General features: G+C 73.3%; 18 protein-coding genes. 4 read left to right on the top strand and 14 right to left on the bottom strand.

Features of this window, described 5'->3' with window-relative positions:
• The first annotated feature begins 45 nt into the window (after window positions 1-45).
• A complete protein-coding gene (locus tag IE124_RS30575) occupies window positions 46-813 on the top strand; it encodes a DUF5995 family protein (protein WP_268246766.1) in 768 nt (255 codons plus the stop codon).
• A 13-nt stretch (window positions 814-826) separates the two neighbouring features.
• On the opposite strand, the gene IE124_RS30580 is transcribed toward IE124_RS30575, so the two are convergent.
• On the bottom strand, window positions 827-2524 hold the full coding sequence (locus IE124_RS30580) for a flavin monoamine oxidase family protein (protein ID WP_189512639.1): 1698 nt from the start codon (window positions 2522-2524) through the stop codon (window positions 827-829).
• A 58-nt stretch (window positions 2525-2582) separates the two neighbouring features.
• Entirely contained in the window at window positions 2583-3389 is an 807-nt protein-coding gene (locus IE124_RS30585; RefSeq protein WP_189512642.1) for a carbon-nitrogen hydrolase family protein, read from the bottom strand.
• Between the two features lie 311 nt (window positions 3390-3700).
• Here IE124_RS30585 and IE124_RS30590 point away from each other — a divergent pair, with 311 nt between their 5' ends.
• Entirely contained in the window at window positions 3701-4267 is a 567-nt protein-coding gene (locus IE124_RS30590; protein ID WP_189512644.1) for a Repetin, read from the top strand.
• A gap of 81 nt (window positions 4268-4348) precedes the next feature.
• Here IE124_RS30590 and IE124_RS30595 read toward each other — a convergent pair whose 3' ends face one another.
• Window positions 4349-4804: an Lrp/AsnC family transcriptional regulator gene (locus tag IE124_RS30595; protein ID WP_015032260.1), complete on the bottom strand. Its 456-nt coding sequence runs from the start codon at window positions 4802-4804 to the stop codon at window positions 4349-4351.
• 10 nt (window positions 4805-4814) lie between these two features.
• Complete coding sequence (locus tag IE124_RS30600; RefSeq protein WP_189512647.1) at window positions 4815-6302, bottom strand: amino acid permease; 1488 nt, start codon at window positions 6300-6302, stop codon at window positions 4815-4817.
• Window positions 6303-6678: 376 nt separating this feature from the next.
• Here IE124_RS30600 and IE124_RS30605 point away from each other — a divergent pair, with 376 nt between their 5' ends.
• Window positions 6679-7692: a GDSL-type esterase/lipase family protein gene (locus IE124_RS30605; protein WP_189512650.1), complete on the top strand. Its 1014-nt coding sequence runs from the start codon at window positions 6679-6681 to the stop codon at window positions 7690-7692.
• On the opposite strand, the gene IE124_RS30610 is transcribed toward IE124_RS30605, so the two are convergent.
• The 9 genes from IE124_RS30610 to fmt form a co-directional block, all read right to left on the bottom strand.
• Window positions 7664-8173, bottom strand: coding sequence for a GNAT family N-acetyltransferase (locus IE124_RS30610; protein WP_189512653.1), 510 nt, complete (start codon window positions 8171-8173; stop codon window positions 7664-7666). The two genes, IE124_RS30605 and IE124_RS30610, sit on opposite strands and share 29 nt — an antisense overlap.
• An 86-nt stretch (window positions 8174-8259) precedes the next feature.
• Window positions 8260-9702, bottom strand: a complete 1443-nt coding sequence (locus IE124_RS30615; protein WP_189512656.1) for a GuaB1 family IMP dehydrogenase-related protein — start codon at window positions 9700-9702, stop codon at window positions 8260-8262.
• Between the two features lie 105 nt (window positions 9703-9807).
• Entirely contained in the window at window positions 9808-10140 is a 333-nt protein-coding gene (locus IE124_RS30620) for a barstar family protein (RefSeq protein WP_189512659.1), read from the bottom strand.
• Entirely contained in the window at window positions 10137-10577 is a 441-nt protein-coding gene (locus IE124_RS30625) for a guanyl-specific ribonuclease (protein ID WP_189512662.1), read from the bottom strand. The genes IE124_RS30620 and IE124_RS30625 overlap by 4 nt, the downstream gene beginning before the upstream one ends.
• A 65-nt stretch (window positions 10578-10642) precedes the next feature.
• A complete protein-coding gene (locus tag IE124_RS30630) occupies window positions 10643-11659 on the bottom strand; it encodes a sugar-binding transcriptional regulator (RefSeq protein WP_024760841.1) in 1017 nt (338 codons plus the stop codon).
• Window positions 11660-11827: 168 nt separating this feature from the next.
• The gene (gene rpe / locus IE124_RS30635; protein WP_125748970.1) at window positions 11828-12511 is read right to left on the bottom strand and encodes a ribulose-phosphate 3-epimerase; all 684 of its coding nucleotides are present in this window, start codon (window positions 12509-12511) and stop codon (window positions 11828-11830) included.
• Between the two features lie 150 nt (window positions 12512-12661).
• Window positions 12662-14074, bottom strand: coding sequence for an RsmB/NOP family class I SAM-dependent RNA methyltransferase (locus IE124_RS30640; RefSeq protein WP_189512689.1), 1413 nt, complete (start codon window positions 14072-14074; stop codon window positions 12662-12664).
• Between the two features lie 37 nt (window positions 14075-14111).
• Window positions 14112-14468, bottom strand: coding sequence for a hypothetical protein (locus IE124_RS30645; protein ID WP_189512691.1), 357 nt, complete (start codon window positions 14466-14468; stop codon window positions 14112-14114).
• Between the two features lie 4 nt (window positions 14469-14472).
• Entirely contained in the window at window positions 14473-15405 is a 933-nt protein-coding gene (gene fmt / locus IE124_RS30650; protein WP_189512693.1) for a methionyl-tRNA formyltransferase, read from the bottom strand.
• Between the two features lie 230 nt (window positions 15406-15635).
• Here fmt and IE124_RS30655 point away from each other — a divergent pair, with 230 nt between their 5' ends.
• Window positions 15636-16154 (top strand): hypothetical protein, encoded by a 519-nt coding sequence (locus IE124_RS30655; RefSeq protein WP_189512695.1) that lies wholly within the window; start codon window positions 15636-15638, stop codon window positions 16152-16154.
• A gap of 95 nt (window positions 16155-16249) precedes the next feature.
• On the opposite strand, the gene IE124_RS30660 is transcribed toward IE124_RS30655, so the two are convergent.
• Window positions 16250-18388 (bottom strand): primosomal protein N', encoded by a 2139-nt coding sequence (locus tag IE124_RS30660; protein WP_189512697.1) that lies wholly within the window; start codon window positions 18386-18388, stop codon window positions 16250-16252.
• Between the last annotated feature and the right edge of the window lie 211 nt (window positions 18389-18599).

Raw genomic sequence — 18599 nt, forward strand, 5'->3', positions numbered from 1 at the left:
GCCCGGGGAGTTCCCTCCCGGCCCGGCGCCTGGAAACCTGCCCCCATGGCGCAGACCCAGCAGCTCGGGCAGGACAGCGGTCATGACATCGGCGGGGACGTCGCCCGGGAGACCGGTCGGGAAGCCGGTCGGGACATCGGGCAGTTCGTGGCGGTCGATCCCGTGGTCGACCGCATGCGCACCCTTCGCACCACCTGGCATCCGGCCGACGGGGTCGCGGTCTTCAACCGCGTCTACCTGACGGTCACCGAGGAGATCGGCCACGCGATCCAGGCGGGCACCTTCGCCGACCGCACGGCCGCCGCCACCCTCGACGTGCGCTTCGCCGAGCGCTACCTCACGGCGGTCGACGCCGTCGCCGCCGGCGGCCCGGCGCCCGCCTGCTGGCGGCCGCTCTTCCACTACCGGCGCCACCCCGGCGTGCGCCCCCTGCAGTTCGCGCTCGCCGGGATCAACGCCCACGTCGGCCACGACCTGGCGCTCGCCGTGGTCGACACGTGCCGCGCCCTGGAGTGCACGCCGGCCGACCTGGAGGACGAGTTCGACCAGGTCGGCGACATCCTCCTGCTCCTGGAGGAGCGCATCAGGGAGGAACTGATGCCGGGCCCGGACCTCCTGGAGATCGCGGACCCGCTGACGCATCTGCTCGGCTGCTGGAGCCTGGACCGGGCCCGCGACGGGGCCTGGCTGGCCGCGCGCTCGCTCTGGCAGCTGCGCGGGCTGCCGGAGCTGGCCGGGGAGTTCACCGAGCGCCTCGACCGCTCGGTGGGCCTGGTGGGGCGGATGCTGCTCACGCCGCTCACCAGGCCGTGACCCGTACGGGGACTCAGTCCTCCGGCAGCTCGACCGGGGCGATCTCCTCGTAGACGTCGCCCGGGCCGGGGTTGGTGGCGTCGGTGCCGCCGCCGAAGTGGTGCATCACGCCCCAGACCGCGTTGAGCGCCGTCTGCACCGCGCCCTCGGCCCAGCCGGCCGTCCAGGAGATGTCGTCGCCCGCGAGGAAGATGCCGCGCTTGTCCTCGGGCAGCCCCTCCTGCATGAAGTGCGTGAACAGGCGGCGCTGGTAGCGATAGTGGCCCGGCAGGTTCGCCTTGAAGGCGCCCATGAAGTAGGGCTCGTTCTCCCAGGAGACCGTCACGGGGTTGCCGATGATGTGCTTCCGGATGTCGACCTTCGGGTAGATCTCCCCGAGCGACTTCAGCATGACCTCCATGCGCTCGTTCGCGGAGAGCGGCAGCCACTTCAGGCTGTCATCGCACCACGTGTACGAGAGGCAGATGGTGGCCGGCTTGTCCGGGCCGTCGTCCAGGAGGTACGTGCCGCGGGTCATCCGGTCCGTCAGCGTCATCGACATGACGTCACGGCCGGTCTCCTCGTCCTTGTCCAGCCAGAACGGCCGGTCGACAGGCACGAAGAGCTTCGACGACTCCATGTAGTGGGTGCGCTCGATCGCCGTCCAGTGGTCGATCGGGAAGAGCGAGTCGTCACAGGCGATCTTGGAGAGCAGCATCCACGACTGGGCGGTGAAGATCGCCGCAGGGAAGGTGCGGATGTCGCCGGAGGCGTCCGTGACGGTGATCCGGTTGCCGGCGGTCCGGTTGAGCCGGGTCACGGCCGGCTTCGGGGTGCCCTCGTGCAGGGAGCTGAGCGAGGTGCCCTGCGCCCAGTAGACGATCTTCTCCGGCTCGCGCTCCCACAGGCGCAGCGGCAGCTGCTGCGAGCCGCCCACGATGCCGCGGTGGTGGTCGTCGGCCTCGGTGTAGACGACGCGGAGGATCTCCAGGATGGAGTTGGGGAAGTCGGTGTCCCAGCCGCCGGTGCCGAAGCCGACCTGGCCGAAGATCTCGCGGTGCCGGAAGGACTTGAAGGACTCGGACTCGCAGAGGAAGCCGTAGAAGGTCTGGTTGTCGAGCTTCTCGACGAGCTTCGACCAGATCTCGCGGATGCGCGGGACGTCGCGCTCGCGCATGGCCTGGTTCATGTCGGAGAAGTCGGCGCCCTCGTCCAGACAGGCGTTCCACGCGTTCATCACGTCGCGGTAGACCTGCGGGAGGTCGTCGACGGTGGTGGCGTAGTGCGACTCGCCCTTGAGGTCGACGACGGTCGAGGGGGTCGACTCGGCCAGCGGGTTCGGGAAGGGCGTGGTCTCCAGGCCGACGAGGTCGATGTAGTGCTGGAGCGCGGTCGAGGAGGGCGGGAAGCGCATCGCGCCCATCTCGGCGGTGAGGCCCTCGGTGGCGGTGCCCTCGAAGCCCACGGTCCGCAGTCGGCCGCCGATCTGGTCGGCCTCGTAGACGACGGGCTTGAGGCCCATCTTCATGAGCTCGTACGCGGCGATGATGCCGGACAGACCGCCGCCGATGACGGCGACCTCGGTGCCGTGCTCGGTGGCCGGTATCTGACCGAGCCCGGCCGGGTGGGCCAGGAAGTCGTCGTAGGCGTACGGGAAGTCCGGACCGAACATGGTGATCGGCGGCTGGCCGTCGCTGTGGGGGACGGCGGTCGTGGGCACCGTGGACGTCATGGGGTACGGACTCCTTGCACGGAAAAAGGTGAGGCGGTCGGGAAGGCGGGGGGGCGGCTCAGACGAGGGGGCCGTAGAGGCCCGGGCGCCGGTCGCGGAGGTAGGGGTTCTCCGCGCGGGAGGCCGCCAGGAATTCGGGGTCGACATCCCCGATGACGAGCTCCTCGCCCCGCCCGGCGCGGGCGCGGGCGGTGCCGTCGGGGCCGGCCAGGGCGGAGAGGCCGACGAACTCGAAGTCGCCCTCGGGGCCGGTCCGGTTGGCGTACGCGATGTACAGCTGGTTCTCGAAGGCACGGACCGGCACCACGGACAGGGGCACGATCTCGGCGGGGTGCATGAGCGCGGTCGGCACGAGGAGGAGGTCCGTGCCGGCCAGCGCGTGCGCCCGTACGTTCTCCGGGAACTCGACGTCGTAGCAGATCATCATGCCGACGGTGAGTCCGCCGAGCTCGGCCTGGACGACGGCCTGGTCACCGGGGGTGAACCAGGTCGTCTCGAAGCCGCCGAAGAGGTGGGTCTTTCGGTAGTCGGCGAGCACGTCCCCGTCGGGGCCGACGAGCCGGGCCGCGTTGTAGAGGACTCCGTGGCGCTCGGTGTCCCGCTCCGGGTAGCCGTAGCCGACGGCGAGGCCGTGGCGCACGGCGATCGCCGCGACGGCGCGGGCGGAGGGGCCGTCGGCCGGTTCGGCCAGGCGCGCCATGTCGGCGCCGATGGCGTAGCCGGTGAGGAAGAGCTCGGGGGCGAGCAGGACGCCCGCTCCGGCGGCGGCGGCGCGGGCGGCGGCCTCGTCGAGGATCTTGAGGTTGGCGGCCACGTCACCGAGCTCGCCGGAGCTCTGGAGCAGGGCGGTGCGCAGCGCGGGCATGGGCGATCCTCGGGTGGGTCGGAGTACAAGGGGAAGACGTCAAAAACGGTACGGTTTCGCGCTCTGTTCGGACAAGGCGGGAGCGTTGCGGACCGACCGTCGAACCGTTGCGCGATCTCCGGCCACCACGGCGATTCGTTGCGCGGGGCTCCAGCGAGGGGCGCGGGGCTCCGCCCGAGGGCGGAGGGCTCCCCGCCGCGCGGCGGAGACGAGGACCGTCCTGCGGCGCGACGACCGGGCGGCGGCCGGCCGGAAGAGTGGTGCTCGTCCGGAAGACCCACCGGACGACCTGCCGAGAGGAACGGGAAGCCATGAACCGCCGTACGAAGACCGTCGCCGTCGCCGCCGCCGTCCTGCTGACTCTGGGAGCCGGGGGCATCGCCGCCGCCACGGTGGACGAGGCTCCCGCCCCGGCCGCGGCCCGGGCCACGGTCTCGGAGGCCGCCGCGCTGACCGGCACGGCCAAGCTGTACAGGCCGGCCGGGGACGACATCACCTTCACCTTCGACGCGCATCTCGCGGAGAAGGACCGGATGGACCCGATGAAGGCCACCGGCACGTTCCGCTTCAGCCACTACAAGGGCGACTGGGGCGGATACGCGAAGGTCAAGGTCGACTGCCTCACCACCGGCGGCAAGGTCGCCGTGGTGACGGGTGTCGTCGTCGAGACCGATGTGAAGGAGTTCAAGAAGGCGCGCGTCGGCGTCACGGTCCACGACGACGTGAACGGCGACCGGCTCGGCTACACGTGGATGACCGCCGACCCGAAGAAGGACAAGGTGCAGCCCTGCCTCAGCGGCGCACCCTTCGAGAAGGTCGAGAAGGGCACGGGCGACTTCGAAGTCACCCCCTGGGAGTTCGTCTACCCGACCGAGTAGACCGCCCCACGGGGGTGGGTGGGCGGAGGGCGGTGCGGGAACCACGGCCCGCGCCGCCCGGACCGCCGGCGCCCCGCGGGGTTACGCGGGTGAGCCCGAGGAGAACCGCCGTAGCAGCGGCGAGAGCACCAGCACCGACTTGGTGCGCTCCACGAAGGGCTCGCCCGCGATCCGCTCCAGGACGCGCTCGAAGTGGCGCATGTCCGAGGCGAAGACCTGGACGACGGCGTCCGCGTCACCGGTGACGGTCGACGCGGACACCACCTCGGGATACCGCTCCAGACCTCGCCGGATGTCGTCCGGCGAGGTGTTGTGGCGGCAGTAGATCTCGACGAAGCCCTCGGTCTCCCAGCCGAGCGCCGCCGGGTCCACCCGTACGGTGAAACCGGTGATGGCGCCCTCGGCCCTGAGCCGGTCCACACGCCGTTTCACGGCCGGCGCGGAGAGTCCGACGAGCGAGCCGATGTCGGCGTAGCTGCGGCGGGCGTCTTCCGCGAGGGCGTGGACGATGCGTTCGTCGAGGTCGTTCAGTCGCACTGCGGGTGGATCACTTCTCTGCTGGGGCCTCTGCCACGGCCGGGTCCGAGGCCAGTCGGGAGCGGCGCATGCCGTACAGGAAGTAGAACACGAGGCCCGCCACCATCCAGCCACCGAAGACGATCCACGTGGCGGTGTCCAGGCTGAACATCATGTAGCCGCAGGCGAGCAGGCCGAGGATCGGCGTGATCGGGAAGAGCGCGACCTTGAAGGTGCGCGGCAGGTCGGGGCGGGTCCTGCGCAGGATGACGACGGCGACGTTGACGAGGCCGAAGGCGAAGAGCGTGCCGATGCTGGTGGCGTCGGCGAGCTTGCCGAGCGGGATGAAGGCGGCGAGGGTGCCGCAGAAGAGGGAGACGATCACCACGTTGGCGCGGGGGGCGCCGGACTTGGTGTCGACCCTGGCGAAGACCTTGGGGACGAGTCCGTCGCGCGACATCGCGAAGAGGATGCGGGTCTGGCCGTAGAGGACGGCGAAGACGACGGAGGCGATGGCGACGACGGCGCCCGCGGCGAGGACGACGCCCCAGAAGGAGTGCCCCGACACGTCGGTCATGATCTTGGCGAGCGCGGCCTCGGTGTCCCCGAAGTCCTGCCAGGGCATGGCGCCGACGGCGACGAAGGCGACGAGGACGTAGAGCACGGTGACGATCAGCAGCGAGAGCATGATCGCGCGGGGCAGGTCGCGCTTCGGGTTCTTGGCCTCTTCACCGGCGGTGGAGGCGGCGTCGAAGCCGATGTACGAGAAGAAGAGCGTGGCGGCACCGGCGCTGATGCCCATGATGCCGAGCGGGGCGAGGGGGGTGTAGTTGCCGCCCTTGATGCCCAGGAAGCCGATGCCGATGAAGAGCAGCAGGGTGACGATCTTCACCGCGACCATGATCGAGTTGATCCGGGCGCTCTCCTTGGCACCACGCATCAGGAACACCATGGCGAGGAGCACCACGACAAGCGCGGGCAGGTTGATGAAGCCGCCCTCGCCCATCGGGGAGGAGACCTGCTCGGGAATCGTGATTCCCAGGGTGCCGTCGAGGAGTTCGTTCAGGTACTCGCCCCAGCCGACGGCCACGGCCGCGACGGAGACGCCGTACTCCAGCACGAGGCACCAGCCGCAGACCCAGGCTATGAGTTCGCCCATCGTTGCGTACGCGTACGAGTACGAGGACCCGGAGACGGGCACCGATCCGGCCAGCTCCGCGTAGGACAGGGCGGAGAAGAGAGCGGTCAGGCCCGCGATCACGAAGGAGATCGTCACGGCGGGTCCGGCCTTGGGGGCAGCGTCGCCGAGGACGACGAAGATGCCGGTGCCGAGCGTGGCACCGATGCTGATCATGGTCAGCTGCCACATGGAGAGCGAGCGGCGGAGGCTGCCGCCCTCACCCTGCCCACCCTCCATGACCAGGCGTTCCACCGGCTTGCGCCGGGTGAGAGCGCCGAGCGCGGAGGTCTTGGGGGTGGCCGTGTCGACGACCGGCGGGGCTGCGCCGTGGTCCAGCACTGCGGAGGCTCCTTATCGCTGCCTGTAGGCGGTGGGACGACCACGGCGGCACGTGGGCATGCCGGAACAAGCCCACGGGGGAGGGGAACCGCCGAGCAGGCGGTCGCCGCCACTCCTGGTACGGGGCACGAGCCTAAGGGGCTGAGGTTCGCACTCGTAATGCAGGGTTGTTGCGCAGTGCCGAATGATCATTGCGCTCTCGCGGCGCAGACGGGGAAACATTGCGCGCCCCTGCATGAATCGGCACATTGGGGTCTCCACGCCCTCCCGGGCGGCCCGGCGCGCCCACCCCCTCGGACGCCTGCGCGTGCCTTGACTCCTCGCGCCCCGTGTCCGACGCTGCGATCCCCCGGCAACCCCACGATCGGAGGTCTCGGTGGGCTGGCTCGCCCCGGCGCCCTTCCTGCGCGGCACGGCCTGGCTCGACGGCGGCCGGCCCGTCCGGGCGGACCCCGCCGACCTGGAGCGGCTCCCGTGGGACATCGCCGAGCGGGCGGCACTGCCCATCGGCGTACGCCTCGAGTTCACGGCGGAGCCCGGGACGCGGGCGGTGGAGCTGCGCTACCGCGCCGCCGTCCCGGATCCGGACGACCCGCTCGCCGCGCTGCGGCACTGCTTCGCGCTCTGGCAGGGCCGGCGGCTCGTCGGAGAGACCTGCGCCGTCCCGGCGCCGGAGGGCACGATCAGCCTCCCCCTGCCGCCGTGCGGCGGTGTCTTCACCGTCCATCTCCCCGAGGGCCAGTCCCCGGTCCCGCTCGCCCTGCGGGCCGTCGGCGGCCGCCTCTCCCCCGCTCCGGTCCGGCCCCGCTGGCTCGTCCACGGCGACTCGATCACCGAGGGCTGGTGGTCGACGCGCCCCGCGCACTCCTGGCCCGCCACGGCGGGACGGCTGCTCGGGCTCGATCCGGTCAATCTGGGGTACGCGGGCGGGGCGCGCGGCGAGCTCCCGCTGGCCGAGCACCTCGCGCGGCTCCCCGGCGAGGTGGTCACCCTCGCCTTCGGCACCAACTGCTGGTCCCGGGTGCCCGCGACGGCCGACTGGCTGTACGCGACGGTCCGGGCGTTCGTCGGTCTGGTCCGCCGGGGCCACCCGGCCGTCCCCCTGCTGCTCGTCTCGCCCGTCCTGCGCCCGGAGGCCGAGCACACCCGCAACGCCCTGGGAGCCACGCTCACGGAGCTGCGCAGGGCCATGGAGCGCGCGGGCCGCGATCTGGCCGCCGAGGGCGACGGGCGGCTCCTGGTCCTCCCGGGGCGCCCTCTGCTCGGCCCCGAGCACCTGGCGGACGGCCTGCACCCGAACGACCGGGGGCACGCCCGGATCGCGGCGGCGGTGGCGGAGGTCCTGCTCCCCCACGTGCCGGTCAGCGGCCGCGTACCGCCAGAGGCCTGACGAGGAAGGTGCACGCGTCCGCGCACGCGTGCGTGCGGCCCGCCGCGTCCGTCCAGGTCCAGCGGTCGGTGTAGGCGACGACGGGTTCGTAGCCGAGCCGCGCGTAGAGTGCCGCCGCGCGCGGGTTGTCACGGGCCACGCCGAGCCCCAGCCGGGTCCCGCCGCGCTCCCGCACCAGCTCCTCGGCCGCGTGGACCAGCGCCGTCCCGATGCCCTGCCCGCGCAGCCCCTCGGGCCACACGTCCAGGCCGTTGAGCTCGGGGCAGTCGCCGAGGACGGCCCGCACCTCGGGGGCGGCGCAGCCGTCCCAGCGGACCTGGCCGTGGCCGACGGGCACCGCGTCGCGCCACGCGAGGAGGTACGTCCCGGCGCCGGCCTCCTGGCGCGCGAAGCGGTCGGCGTGGCGGCTCGGCGCCCCGGGAGCGGGGATGTGGCGGTCGAGTACGGGCACGTCCTCGGCGCGGCAGGGCCTGATCTCCATGCGCCGAACCGTACGGGAACGCCGTGGGCCCCCGGGAGCGATTTCCCGGGGGCCCACGGCGCATGACGACGGAGGACCAGGGCTCCCTAGCTCCAGCTGGCGTGCAGCGGCTTGCCCTCGGCGTAACCGGCGGCGGACTGGATGCCCACCACGGACTTCTCCTCGAACTCGGCGAGCGAGCCCGCACCGGCGTAGGTGCAGGAGGAGCGGACGCCCGCGATGATCGAGTCGATCAGGTCCTCGACGCCCGGACGGGTCGGGTCGAGGAACATGCGGGAGGTGGAGATGCCCTCCTCGAACAGCGCCTTGCGGGCACGGTCGTAGGCGGACTCGTCGCTCGTGCGGTTCTTGACGGCGCGGGCGGAGGCCATGCCGAAGGACTCCTTGTAGAGCCGGCCGTTGGCGTCCTGCTGGAGGTCGCCCGGGGACTCGTACGTGCCGGCGAACCAGGAGCCGATCATCACGTTCGACGCACCGGCGGCGAGCGCCATGGCCACGTCGCGCGGGTGCCGGACGCCACCGTCGGCCCAGACGTGCTTGCCGTACTTCTTCGCCTCGGCCGCGCACTCCAGGACGGCCGAGAACTGCGGCCGGCCGACGCCGGTCATCATGCGGGTGGTGCACATGGCGCCGGGGCCGACGCCGACCTTGATGATGTCGGCGCCGGCCTCGATGAGGTCCTTGACGCCCTCGGCGGCGACGATGTTGCCCGCGACGATCGGGACCTGCGGGTCGAGGGCCCGCACGGCCTTGATCGCGGCGATCATCGACTCCTGGTGGCCGTGCGCCGTGTCGATGACGAGCGTGTCCACGCCCGCGTCGAGCAGCTGCTTGGCCTTGCCCACGAAGTCGCCGTTGATGCCGACGGCGGCGGCGATGCGCAGCTTGCCCTCGGCGTCGGTGGCCGGGGTGTACAGGGTCGCGCGGAGCGCGCCCTTGCGGGTCAGGATGCCGACCAGGCGCCCGTCCGTGTCGACGGCCGGGGCGTAGCGGCGGTTGGCGTGGTCCAGCGTGTTGAACGCCTCGCGCGGCTCGATGTCGGCGTCGATGAGGAGCAGGTCCTTCGACATGACCTCGGACAGCTGGGTGAAGCGGTCCACGCCGGACAGGTCGGCGTCGGTGACGACGCCGATCGGGCGGCGGTTCTCGTCGACGACGACGCCGGCGCCGTGGGCCCGCTTCGGCAGCAGGGAGAGCGCGTCGGCGACGGTCTGGTGGGGCTCCAGGACGATCGGGGTGTCGAGCACGTGGTGGCGGCTCTTGACCCACGAGATGACGTCGGTGACGACCTCGATCGGGATGTCCTGGGGGATGACGACCAGGCCGCCGCGGCGGGCGACGGTCTCGGCCATGCGACGGCCGGCGATGGCGGTCATGTTGGCGACGACGAGCGGGATCGTCGTCCCGGTCCCGTCCGGCGAGGCGAGGTCCACCGCCTGGCGGGAACCGACGGCCGAGCGGCTCGGCACCATGAACACATCGTCGTACGTCAGGTCGTAGGGCGGCTTGACGTCATTGAGGAAACGCACGTGCTGACATCCCAGTCGTTCGGATCGGCCCCTAGGCATTTCAGCCAGGGGAAAAAGCACGTAGTTCATTGTCCCACGGCGGTACGAATACCAGCCCCGGGCCATTCATCCGAGACTTGCGGCAGGGGGTTCGTCGGATCCTACGAGACCCTCCCCCAGGGAGAGGAGGACGGAGAGGCGGGTGGGGCTCTCGTCGACGGCCGTGGCGAAGACGTCCTGGGCGGTCCGCCACTCGCGGGAGCGCGTCCTGGCGTACTCCTGCCAGCCCGTGACGACGACGGTGACGGGTTCGGGGAGATCGGCCAGGCAGTCGGCCAGGGCGTCCCAGTTCCGGCCGAACCAGGCGGGGAGCGCGAGGGTCACGGCGCACCGGTCCATGAGGGCGGCCTTGTCCGTGACTCCGGTCAGGTCGAGGAGGACGGCGTCGTCGATTCTCATCCGAGCACCTCCCGGAACGTCTCGTAGTGGTCGTCGGTCCAGTAGATCTCGCCGTCCCGCCCGGTGACGATCCGGCGCGCCCCGCGGTCGCGCTCGCCGGGGGTCTTCACGGTGTACTCGCGGTAGTACCCCCGCTCCCTGCGCGGCAGGATCCGCTCGAAGTTCGAGAAGACGGCGCCGTCCTTGGCGTAGGGATAGGGGCCGCCGCGCGCGATGAGTTCGAGGGTGCGGCGGGCCTCGGGGGGTAGGTCGGCGGCCCGCACGGTGGGCAGGCCCGAGGTCCCGGTGGCCGCGTGGGCCGGGGCGGTGGCGGCGGGGGTGGTGGCAGTCGCGGTGGCGGTCTGCGGCGGGGAGACCGTGCCGCCCGCGGCGGAGCATCCGGCCAGGAAGACGCACAGGACGAGCGCGAGGAGTACGCGAAAGGGCCGGAGCAACATGTCCCGAAGATACCGTTACGGGATGGCTCCGGCCCTGGAGGACCGCGCGAGCGGGCGGTGGCGGCTCAGCTGCCGTCGGGGTCCGTCCGGTCGAGCGCCGGGTGCGTGCCCGGGCTGGACTCGGTCAGCAGGTAGTCCGCGGCGGCGCGGTCCGTGACCAGGCTGGTGACGAGTCCGGAGCGCAGGACCGCCCCGATCGCCGCCGCCTTGCGCTGCCCGCCGGCGATCGCCACGACCTCGGGGATGCGCCGCAGCCGGTCCGCCTCGACGGTGATGCACCGCTCGCCCAGGTCGCGGCCGACCCGGCGGCCCTCGGCGTCGAAGAGGTGCGCGGACATCTCGGCGGCGACGCCGAGCGAGGCGTAGTGGGCGCGCTCCGCGTCGGAGAGCATGTCGTGCACGGTCGAGATGCCCGGCTCCCAGGAGCCGATGGAGACGCAGGCGACCGTCACCTTGTCGAAGTACTCGAAGGCCCGCGCGATGCCGGTCTGGCTGCGCAGCGCCGCGGCGGTCGCCGGGTCCGGCAGCAGCATGGGCGCGTAGATCGGGTGCGCCTCGCCGCCGGAGACCTGGGCGGCACGACGTACGGCCTCGACCGAGCCGCGCTCGGCGGTCCCGGCGTCGTACACGCCGGTGAGCTGCACGACCGTGCAGGGCGGCAGCCGGTCGAGCGCCGCCGCCATGTGGATGGTGGAGCGGCCCCAGGCGAGGCCCAGGACGTCGCCCTCGGTGACCAGCTCGCCGAGCAGGTCGGCCGCGACCTCGCCGAGGTTCTCCGGGTCGGGCGACTCGTCCTCGCCCTCCGCCGGGGACTCGACGACGACGGCGTGGCGGAGCCCGTAGCGGGCACGGAGCGCGTCGGAGCGCTCGGCGTCCAGCTCGGCCGGCACGCGGATCTCGATGCGCACGAGGTCGCGCTCCAGGGCGGTCTCCAGGACCCGTGCCACCTTGAAGCGGCTCACGCCGAACTCCTCGGCGATCTGGATCTTGGACTTGCCCTCGAGGTAGAAGCGGCGGGCCATGGCCGCCGCCTGCACCAGCTCCGCGGGGCCCATCCGCAGGGCTGACCGTCCCGCCGACATACCGGCCACCGCGATCTCCTCACTGCTGTTCACGTACCGCTGTTCGCATACGGCTGTTCGCATACGGCTGTCGTTCACACTCTGGACTCGCCGTTCATCCTGTCAGATCCGGCGGGTCTTGATCGGTCCTGTCGGCGACCCGTCGGGCCGCGTTCATCCGACGGTGGTTCAGTGGCCACACGCCCACGCGGCCGAGGCCGTCGTGGCCTCGGCGCGGGCCCGCAGCGAGGCCACGGCGGCCGCCGGGTCCGCCGCTCCGTAGACCGCCGAGCCCGCGACGAACACGTCGGCGCCGGCCTCGGCGCACCGCTCGATGGTGGACTCGGCGACCCCGCCGTCGACCTGGAGCCACAGCTCCAGTCCGTGCTTGGAGATCAGTTCCCGGGTCCGGCGGATCTTGGGCAGCATGATGTCGAGGAAGGCCTGGCCGCCGAAGCCGGGCTCGACCGTCATGATCAGCAGCATGTCGAGCTCGGGGAGCAGGTCCTCGTAAGGCTCGATCGGCGTGGCCGGCTTGAGCGCCATCGAGGCGCGGGCGCCCTTGGCCCGGATCTCCCGCGCGAGCCGCACGGGCGCGGCCGCGGCCTCGACGTGGAAGGTCACCGAACCGGCGCCCGCCTCCACGTACTGGGGCGCCCAGCGGTCGGGGTCCTCGATCATCAGGTGGCAGTCGAGCGGCGTCCCCGTCGCCCGGGAGAGCGACTCGACGATCGGCACCCCCAGCGTCAGGTTGGGCACGAAGTGGTTGTCCATCACGTCGACGTGCAGCCAGTCTGCGCCCTCGACCGCCTTCGCCTCCTCGGCGAGCCGGGCGAAGTCCGCGGACAGGATGCTGGGGTTGATCTGCGCCATGTGCCAAGCCTCCCACGTTCTTGGGTACTTCTTTGCCGCTGAGCGGTTTCGGACCCGGTCCAGACCAATTTCGGTACGAAGCGACGAGCCGCGGACCGGGACGGACCGGGAGATTGCGGTCAGGTGATCGAGGGGTCGGACGGCCCGGGGTCAGGCGGTGCGACGCAGCAGCGCCAGATACATGGCGTCCGTGCCGTGCAGATGCGGCCACAGCTGGACGTCCGGGCCGTCGCCGAGCGCCGGGACGCCGGGCATGAAGGGGCGGGCGTCGATCAGCTCGGCTCCGCCGACCTTCTTGAGGACGTCGTCGACGACCACCCGGGTCTCGGCGAGGTGCGGCGAGCAGGTCGCGTAGCCGACGATCCCGCCGACGCGCACGGCGCTCAGCGCCTCGGTGAGCAGGGCGCGCTGCAGCGGGGCGAAGCCGTCCAGGTCCTCGGGGCGACGGCGCCAGCGGGCCTCGGGGCGGCGGCGCAGGGCGCCGAGACCCGAGCAGGGCACGTCCATCAGGACCCGGTCGAAGGAGCCGGGGCGCCACGGCGGGCGGGTGCCGTCGGCGGCGATGACCTGGTAGGCGCCGGGGTTGCCGGCGAGGGCGCGCTCGACGAGGCGGGCGCGGTGCGGCTGCTTCTCGGAGGCGAGCAGCGCGGCGCCGCGCTCGGACGCGAGGGCGGCGAGGAGGGCGGCCTTGCCGCCGGGGCCCGCGCAGCCGTCGAGCCAGCGGGCGTCGGACCCCTCGAGCGGCGCGTTGGCCAGGGCCAGGGCGACGAGCTGGCTTCCCTCGTCCTGGACGCCGGCCCGGCCCTCCTTGACCGCCTCGATGGCGCCGGGCTCGCCGCCCTCGGCCATCCGCAGGGCGTACGGGGACCAGCGGCCCGGCAGCGTCTCGGTGACCGCGGCGAGCTCCTCGGTGGTGGAGCGGCCGGGGCGGGCGACGAGGGTGACCTCGGGCCGCTCGTTGTCGGCCTCCAGGAGGTCCTCGATGCCCGCGCGGCCCCCGCCGAGGGCGTCCCAGAGCGCCGAGACGACCCAGCGCGGGTGCGAGTGGACGACGGCGAGGTGGTCCTCGGCGTCCTTCTCGTACGGCGGGGCGACCTGCGCCACCCAGGCGTCGAGGTCCTGCTGCGAGATCTTCCGCAGCACGGCGTTCACGAACTTGGCCCGTCCGTCGCCGAGCACCACCCGGGCGAGCTCGACGCTGGCGGAGACGGCCGCGTGCGTCGGGATCCGGGTCCCGAGGAGCTGGTGCGCGCCGAGCGCGAGCACGTCGAGCACGGGCGGGTCGACCTCGCGCAGCGGCCGGTCGATGCAGGCGGAGATGATCGCGTCGTACGTGCCCTGGCGGCGCAGCGTCCCGTAGACGAGCTCGGTCGCGAGGGCCGCGTCCCGCCCGTCGAAGTCGCCCTTCTCGCGGGCCTTCCTCAGGAGCGGCGGCAGCACCAGGTTGGCGTAGGCGTCGCGCTCGTCCACCGCCCTCAGCGCCTCGAAGGCCAGCATCCGGACGGGGTCCTTCTGAGGCCTCCGGTAGGGCTTGTGGGGACGGCGACGTGCCTGCTCGCTCAAAGGTGCTCCGCGTGACGAAATGAGGGGTCGAACCCCCTCAGCGTACGTCCGCCGACGTCCCCCGGGGAAAACGCCCCTGGCGGATCGCCCAGCCCTCGGCCGCGATCAGGCACCCGGCCGGCACCGTGCCACCGCCGTCCGCCTCGAAGGCGACGAGCACGGGCGGCTCGTCGCCGACGAGCCGGGTGACCTCCGCGCGCTCCTCGGGCGTGGGCGCGCGGAATTCCGGGTCCATGAAGTGCATCGGGCACCGGACGTAGAGGGTGTCCGTGAAGACGACCTCGAGCCCGTGGTGGTACGCGAGGTCGTCGTCGGCGACCAGGGTGAGCCGGCTGCCGTCGTAGTGACGGACCTCCCAGTCCCACCAGGGCCCTTCGGGAAGCGGCAGCAGCACGGGGTCAGGCCCCCAGCCGCTCCCCCGCGGTGATGCGGACGCCGCGGGCCCAGTCGGCGGCCTTCATCGGCTTCTTGCCCTGCGGCTGGACCCAGAGGAGCTCGACGGCGTACGAGCCGGTGCCGGCGTACACGTTGTTCTTGCCGACCACGAGCTCGCCCGGGGCGAGGTCGGTGCGGTCCGGGAGGGGGGTGACCTGGATCAGCTTGAGGCGCTCGCCGCGGAAGAGCGTCCAGGCGCCGGGGGCCGGGGTGCAGCCGCGGACGACCCGGTCGACGCGCAGGGCGGGGGCCGCGAAGTCGACGTGCGCGTCCTCGACCTGGATCTTCGGGGCGAGGGTGATGCCCTCGACGGGCTGCGGCACGGCCTGGAGCTTGCCTTCCTCGATGCCGTCCATGGTCGCGGCGAGCAGCCCGGCGCCCGCGAAGGCGAGCCGGGTCAGCAGGTCGCCGCTGGTGTCCGTCGGACGGACGTCCTCGGTGACGACGCCGTAGACCGGGCCCGAATCGAGCCCCTCCTCGATCAGGAAGGTGGACGCGCCCGTCACCTGGTCGCCGGCCATCAGGGAGTGCTGCACGGGCGCCGCGCCGCGCCAGGCGGGCAGCAGTGAGAAGTGCAGGTTGACCCAGCCGCGGGCGGGGATGTCGAGGGCGACCTTGGGAAGCAGCGCGCCGTAGGCGACGACCGGGCAGCAGTCCGGGGCGATCTCCCGGAGCCGGGCGAGGAAGTCCTCGTCGCGGGGCCGGACCGGCTTGAGGACCTCGATGCCGGCCTCCTCGGCCCGCTGGGCCACCGGACTGGCGACGAGCCGTCGCCCGCGCCCCGCCGGGGCGTCCGGGCGGGTGACCACGGCGGCCACCTCGTGCCGGCCGGAGGCGAGCAGGGCGTCCAGGGCGGGAACGGCGACCTCGGGGGTGCCTGCGAAGACGAGCTTCATGGGTGGCGGCTGCCTGTCTGTCCGGGGGCTTTACGGGCAGCGCACCAGTCTAGAGGGCCCACGCGAAGGGGGCGTACGGAAGGACGAGCGCCCCGCGCATATGCGTGTACGCCCCCGCAGCGTGACCCAACTCCCGGTGGCGCGTTGGTCAAGAGAGATTGACCGAATCGGGTCGCCGTTCCCCCCCCCTGCGACCCGCCCCCTTAATCGCCGGTTCGAGAGGCTTTCACATGGCCGACCACGCAACCCACGACGCCCAAGCCCGGGCGAGTCTGCACCTCTTGGTGCGGGACATCGAGCGGGTCCGGCGGCAGGTGGACGCACTGCGCACACTCACGGCCCAGCTGGGCAATGTCTACCGTCCCCGCCGCTCCGGCCCGTCGACGGGCTTCGTCGTCTACGGGCGCGCGCCCGCCCCGACCGTCCGCCTCGCCCAGGAGCTGCGGGACAGCGTCGAGACCCTGGTGACCGCGGCGGTCGACTTCGACCGCTCGCTCGGCTTCTCGTGGGACGCGGTGGGTTCCGCGCTCGGTGTCACCAAGCAGGCCGTCCACCGCCGTTACGGTGCCCGCCGCGCACCGCAGCCCGGCGTCCCCGCGGAGCAGGACCACGCCACGGAGCCGGGCGTGACCCGCACCCTTCCCGCGGTGCCCGCCGCCCGCTCGATGCCGCCGCAGCCCACCTCGGGCAGCGCCACCCTCCGCGAGGACCCGCGCCCCTCGGCCCTCCCCGGCCCGCGCAACGGCTGACCCGCTCCGGGCCTCCGACGGCCGCCCGCCCCACCGGGGCCGGCGGCCGTCGCGCGTCATGGCGGTGGAGACGCCGGGCGGTGCCGACGGCGGCGTCAGCCGATGTCCGGCGGGTCGACGCGGATCCGCACCGGTTCGCCGCCACCGCGAGCGAGCCCGGCCGCCCGGGCCTGCTTGAGGGCCGCCGCCAGGGCCGCCCCGCTGCCCGGCGGCACCCGGACCAGGGCGCGCTCCCACTGCTCGCCGGGGGGCGTGTCCCCGGGGCGCCGCGGCCCGCCGGGGCGGACCACCGGCAGCGGTACCGGACCGAGGACCTCGGCGTCGCCCGGCAGCCCGGCCGCCGCCAGGAAGCCCTCGACGGCCGCCGGCGGTCCGGACACCGCGGCCATCCGGGAGACCGGCGGGAAGCCCAGCTCGGCCCGCTCGGCCAGCTCCCGCTGGGCGTGGCCCACCGGGTCCCAGCGGACGAGCGCCTGGACCGGACGGAGCGTCGGCTCGGCGACCACGACGACCGTGCCGCCCTCGGGCTGCCCCCGCACCAGCGAAGCCGCGTCGATCCAGCGGCGCAGCGCCTCCTCGCCCGCGCGCAGGTCCGGCCTGCCGAGCATGGCCCAGCCGTCGAGGAGCAGCGCGGCCGCGTAGCCGCCCTCGGCGACGGGTTCGGCGCCGGGGGTGGAGACGACGAGCGCGGGGCGCCCGGGCACGGTGTCGAGGATGTGGTCGCGCCCCGAGGTCCGCACCGGCACCGCGGGAAACGCCCGGCCGAGCTCCTCCGCCGTGCGCCGCGCGCCCACGATCTGGGCCCGCAGCCGGTTCGATCCGCACGCCACGCAGTGCCAGTCGGGGGCGCCGCGCCCGCACCAGCCGCAGCGCAGCTCCTGCTGCTCGGGGGCTTCCAGGGGCCCGGCGCAGTGACGGCAGCGCGCGGGCGTCCGGCAGCGCTCGCAGGCCAGCCGGGGCACGTATCCGCGCCGGGGCACCTGGACGAGCACCGGCCCGGTCTTCAGCCCCTCCCGTACGGCCTGCCAGGCCAGCGAGGGCAGCCGGGCCGCGCGGGCGGCCTCGTCGCGGGCCAGTTCGCCGTCGCCGACGGTCCGGATCAGGGGGGCGGCCCTGCGGACCTGCTCGCGTCCGGCGCCGAGGGCCTTGGCCCAGCCGGACTCCACCAGCTGGGCGGCCTCGACGGTGCAGCTCGTGCTGCCGAGGAGGAAGGCGCACCGGTCGTGGGCGGCGCGCAGCAGCAGCACCTCGCGCGCGTGGGGCTGTGGAGCGTGCGGCTCGCTGTGGCTGCCGTCGCCGTCGTCCCAGATGACGGCGAGCCCGAGGTCCCGCACGGGGGCGAACATCGCGGCCCGGGTGCCGACGACGGCGCGCACGGAGCCGCGCCGGACGGCGAGCCACTGCCCGTACCGCTTCTCGGGGCCCGCTTCGGCAGTGAGGAGCGCGTGCCGCCCCTCCCCCAGGACCTCGGTCAGCGCCGCGTCGACCCGGCCGGCCGCCCGTCCGTCCGGTACGACGACGAGGGCGCCCCGGCCCGAGGCCAGGGTCGCGGCGACGGCACGGGCGATCTCCTCGGCCCAGTGCGGTCCCGGCAGCGCGTTCCACACGGCCCGGGGTGCTCCGCCGCGCGCGAGGGAGGTCAGGAAGGCGGGCCCCTGCTCGTACCGCTGCCAGGTCCCCGGCTCCGGGGGCTCCGGCGGTGGCATCGGCTCCGGGGAGGTCCGGCCCTCGGCGCGGGCGCTGCGCGGCGGCACGGCGAGCTGGAGCACGTCGGCGAGGCTGCCCGCGTACCGGTCGGCGACGGCCCGGGCGAGGCCGAGCAGCTCGGGGCCGAGCACCGGCTCGGGCGAGACGACGTCGGCGAGGGCGGCGAGGGGTCCGGAGTAGTCGGAGGTGGCCCGCCGCTCGACGAGGAAGCCGTCGATCAGCCGCCCGCCCTCACGGCGTCCGTTCCGCACCTGGTGGGCGCCCGCCCCGAACCGCACCCGGACGCGCACCCCGGGCCGGGCGACGCCGTCGAGCTCCTCCGGGACCGCGTAGTCGAAGAACTGGTCGAGGTGGAGCGACCCCTTGTTCACGACGACCCGGGCGACGGGCAGCTCCTTGGCCAGAGCGGCCCCCCGCCAGGTCCGCGGCTTGGCCCGCGGCACGTTCGCCTTCCGCACGGTCTCCCGGATGAGCGCGAGCTGCTCGGGCCCGTCCGTGGTCTCGTCGTGCTCCTTCTCGCTGCTCACAGCCCCATACCTACCAGACGGCACCGACAGTCAGGCAGACGGAAGCCCGGCGCCCCCCAAGGGGTACCGGGCTTCCGTCACGTACAGCCGGGAGTTTCCGGGATCCGGGTCGCCGGAGTCCGGGACCTACAGACCCGCGGCCTTCCTGAGGGCGTCCACGCGGTCGGTGCGCTCCCAGGTGAAGTCCGGCAGCTCGCGGCCGAAGTGGCCG

Source organism: Streptomyces narbonensis, assembly GCF_014649015.1.
GTDB lineage: Bacteria > Actinomycetota > Actinomycetes > Streptomycetales > Streptomycetaceae > Streptomyces > Streptomyces narbonensis.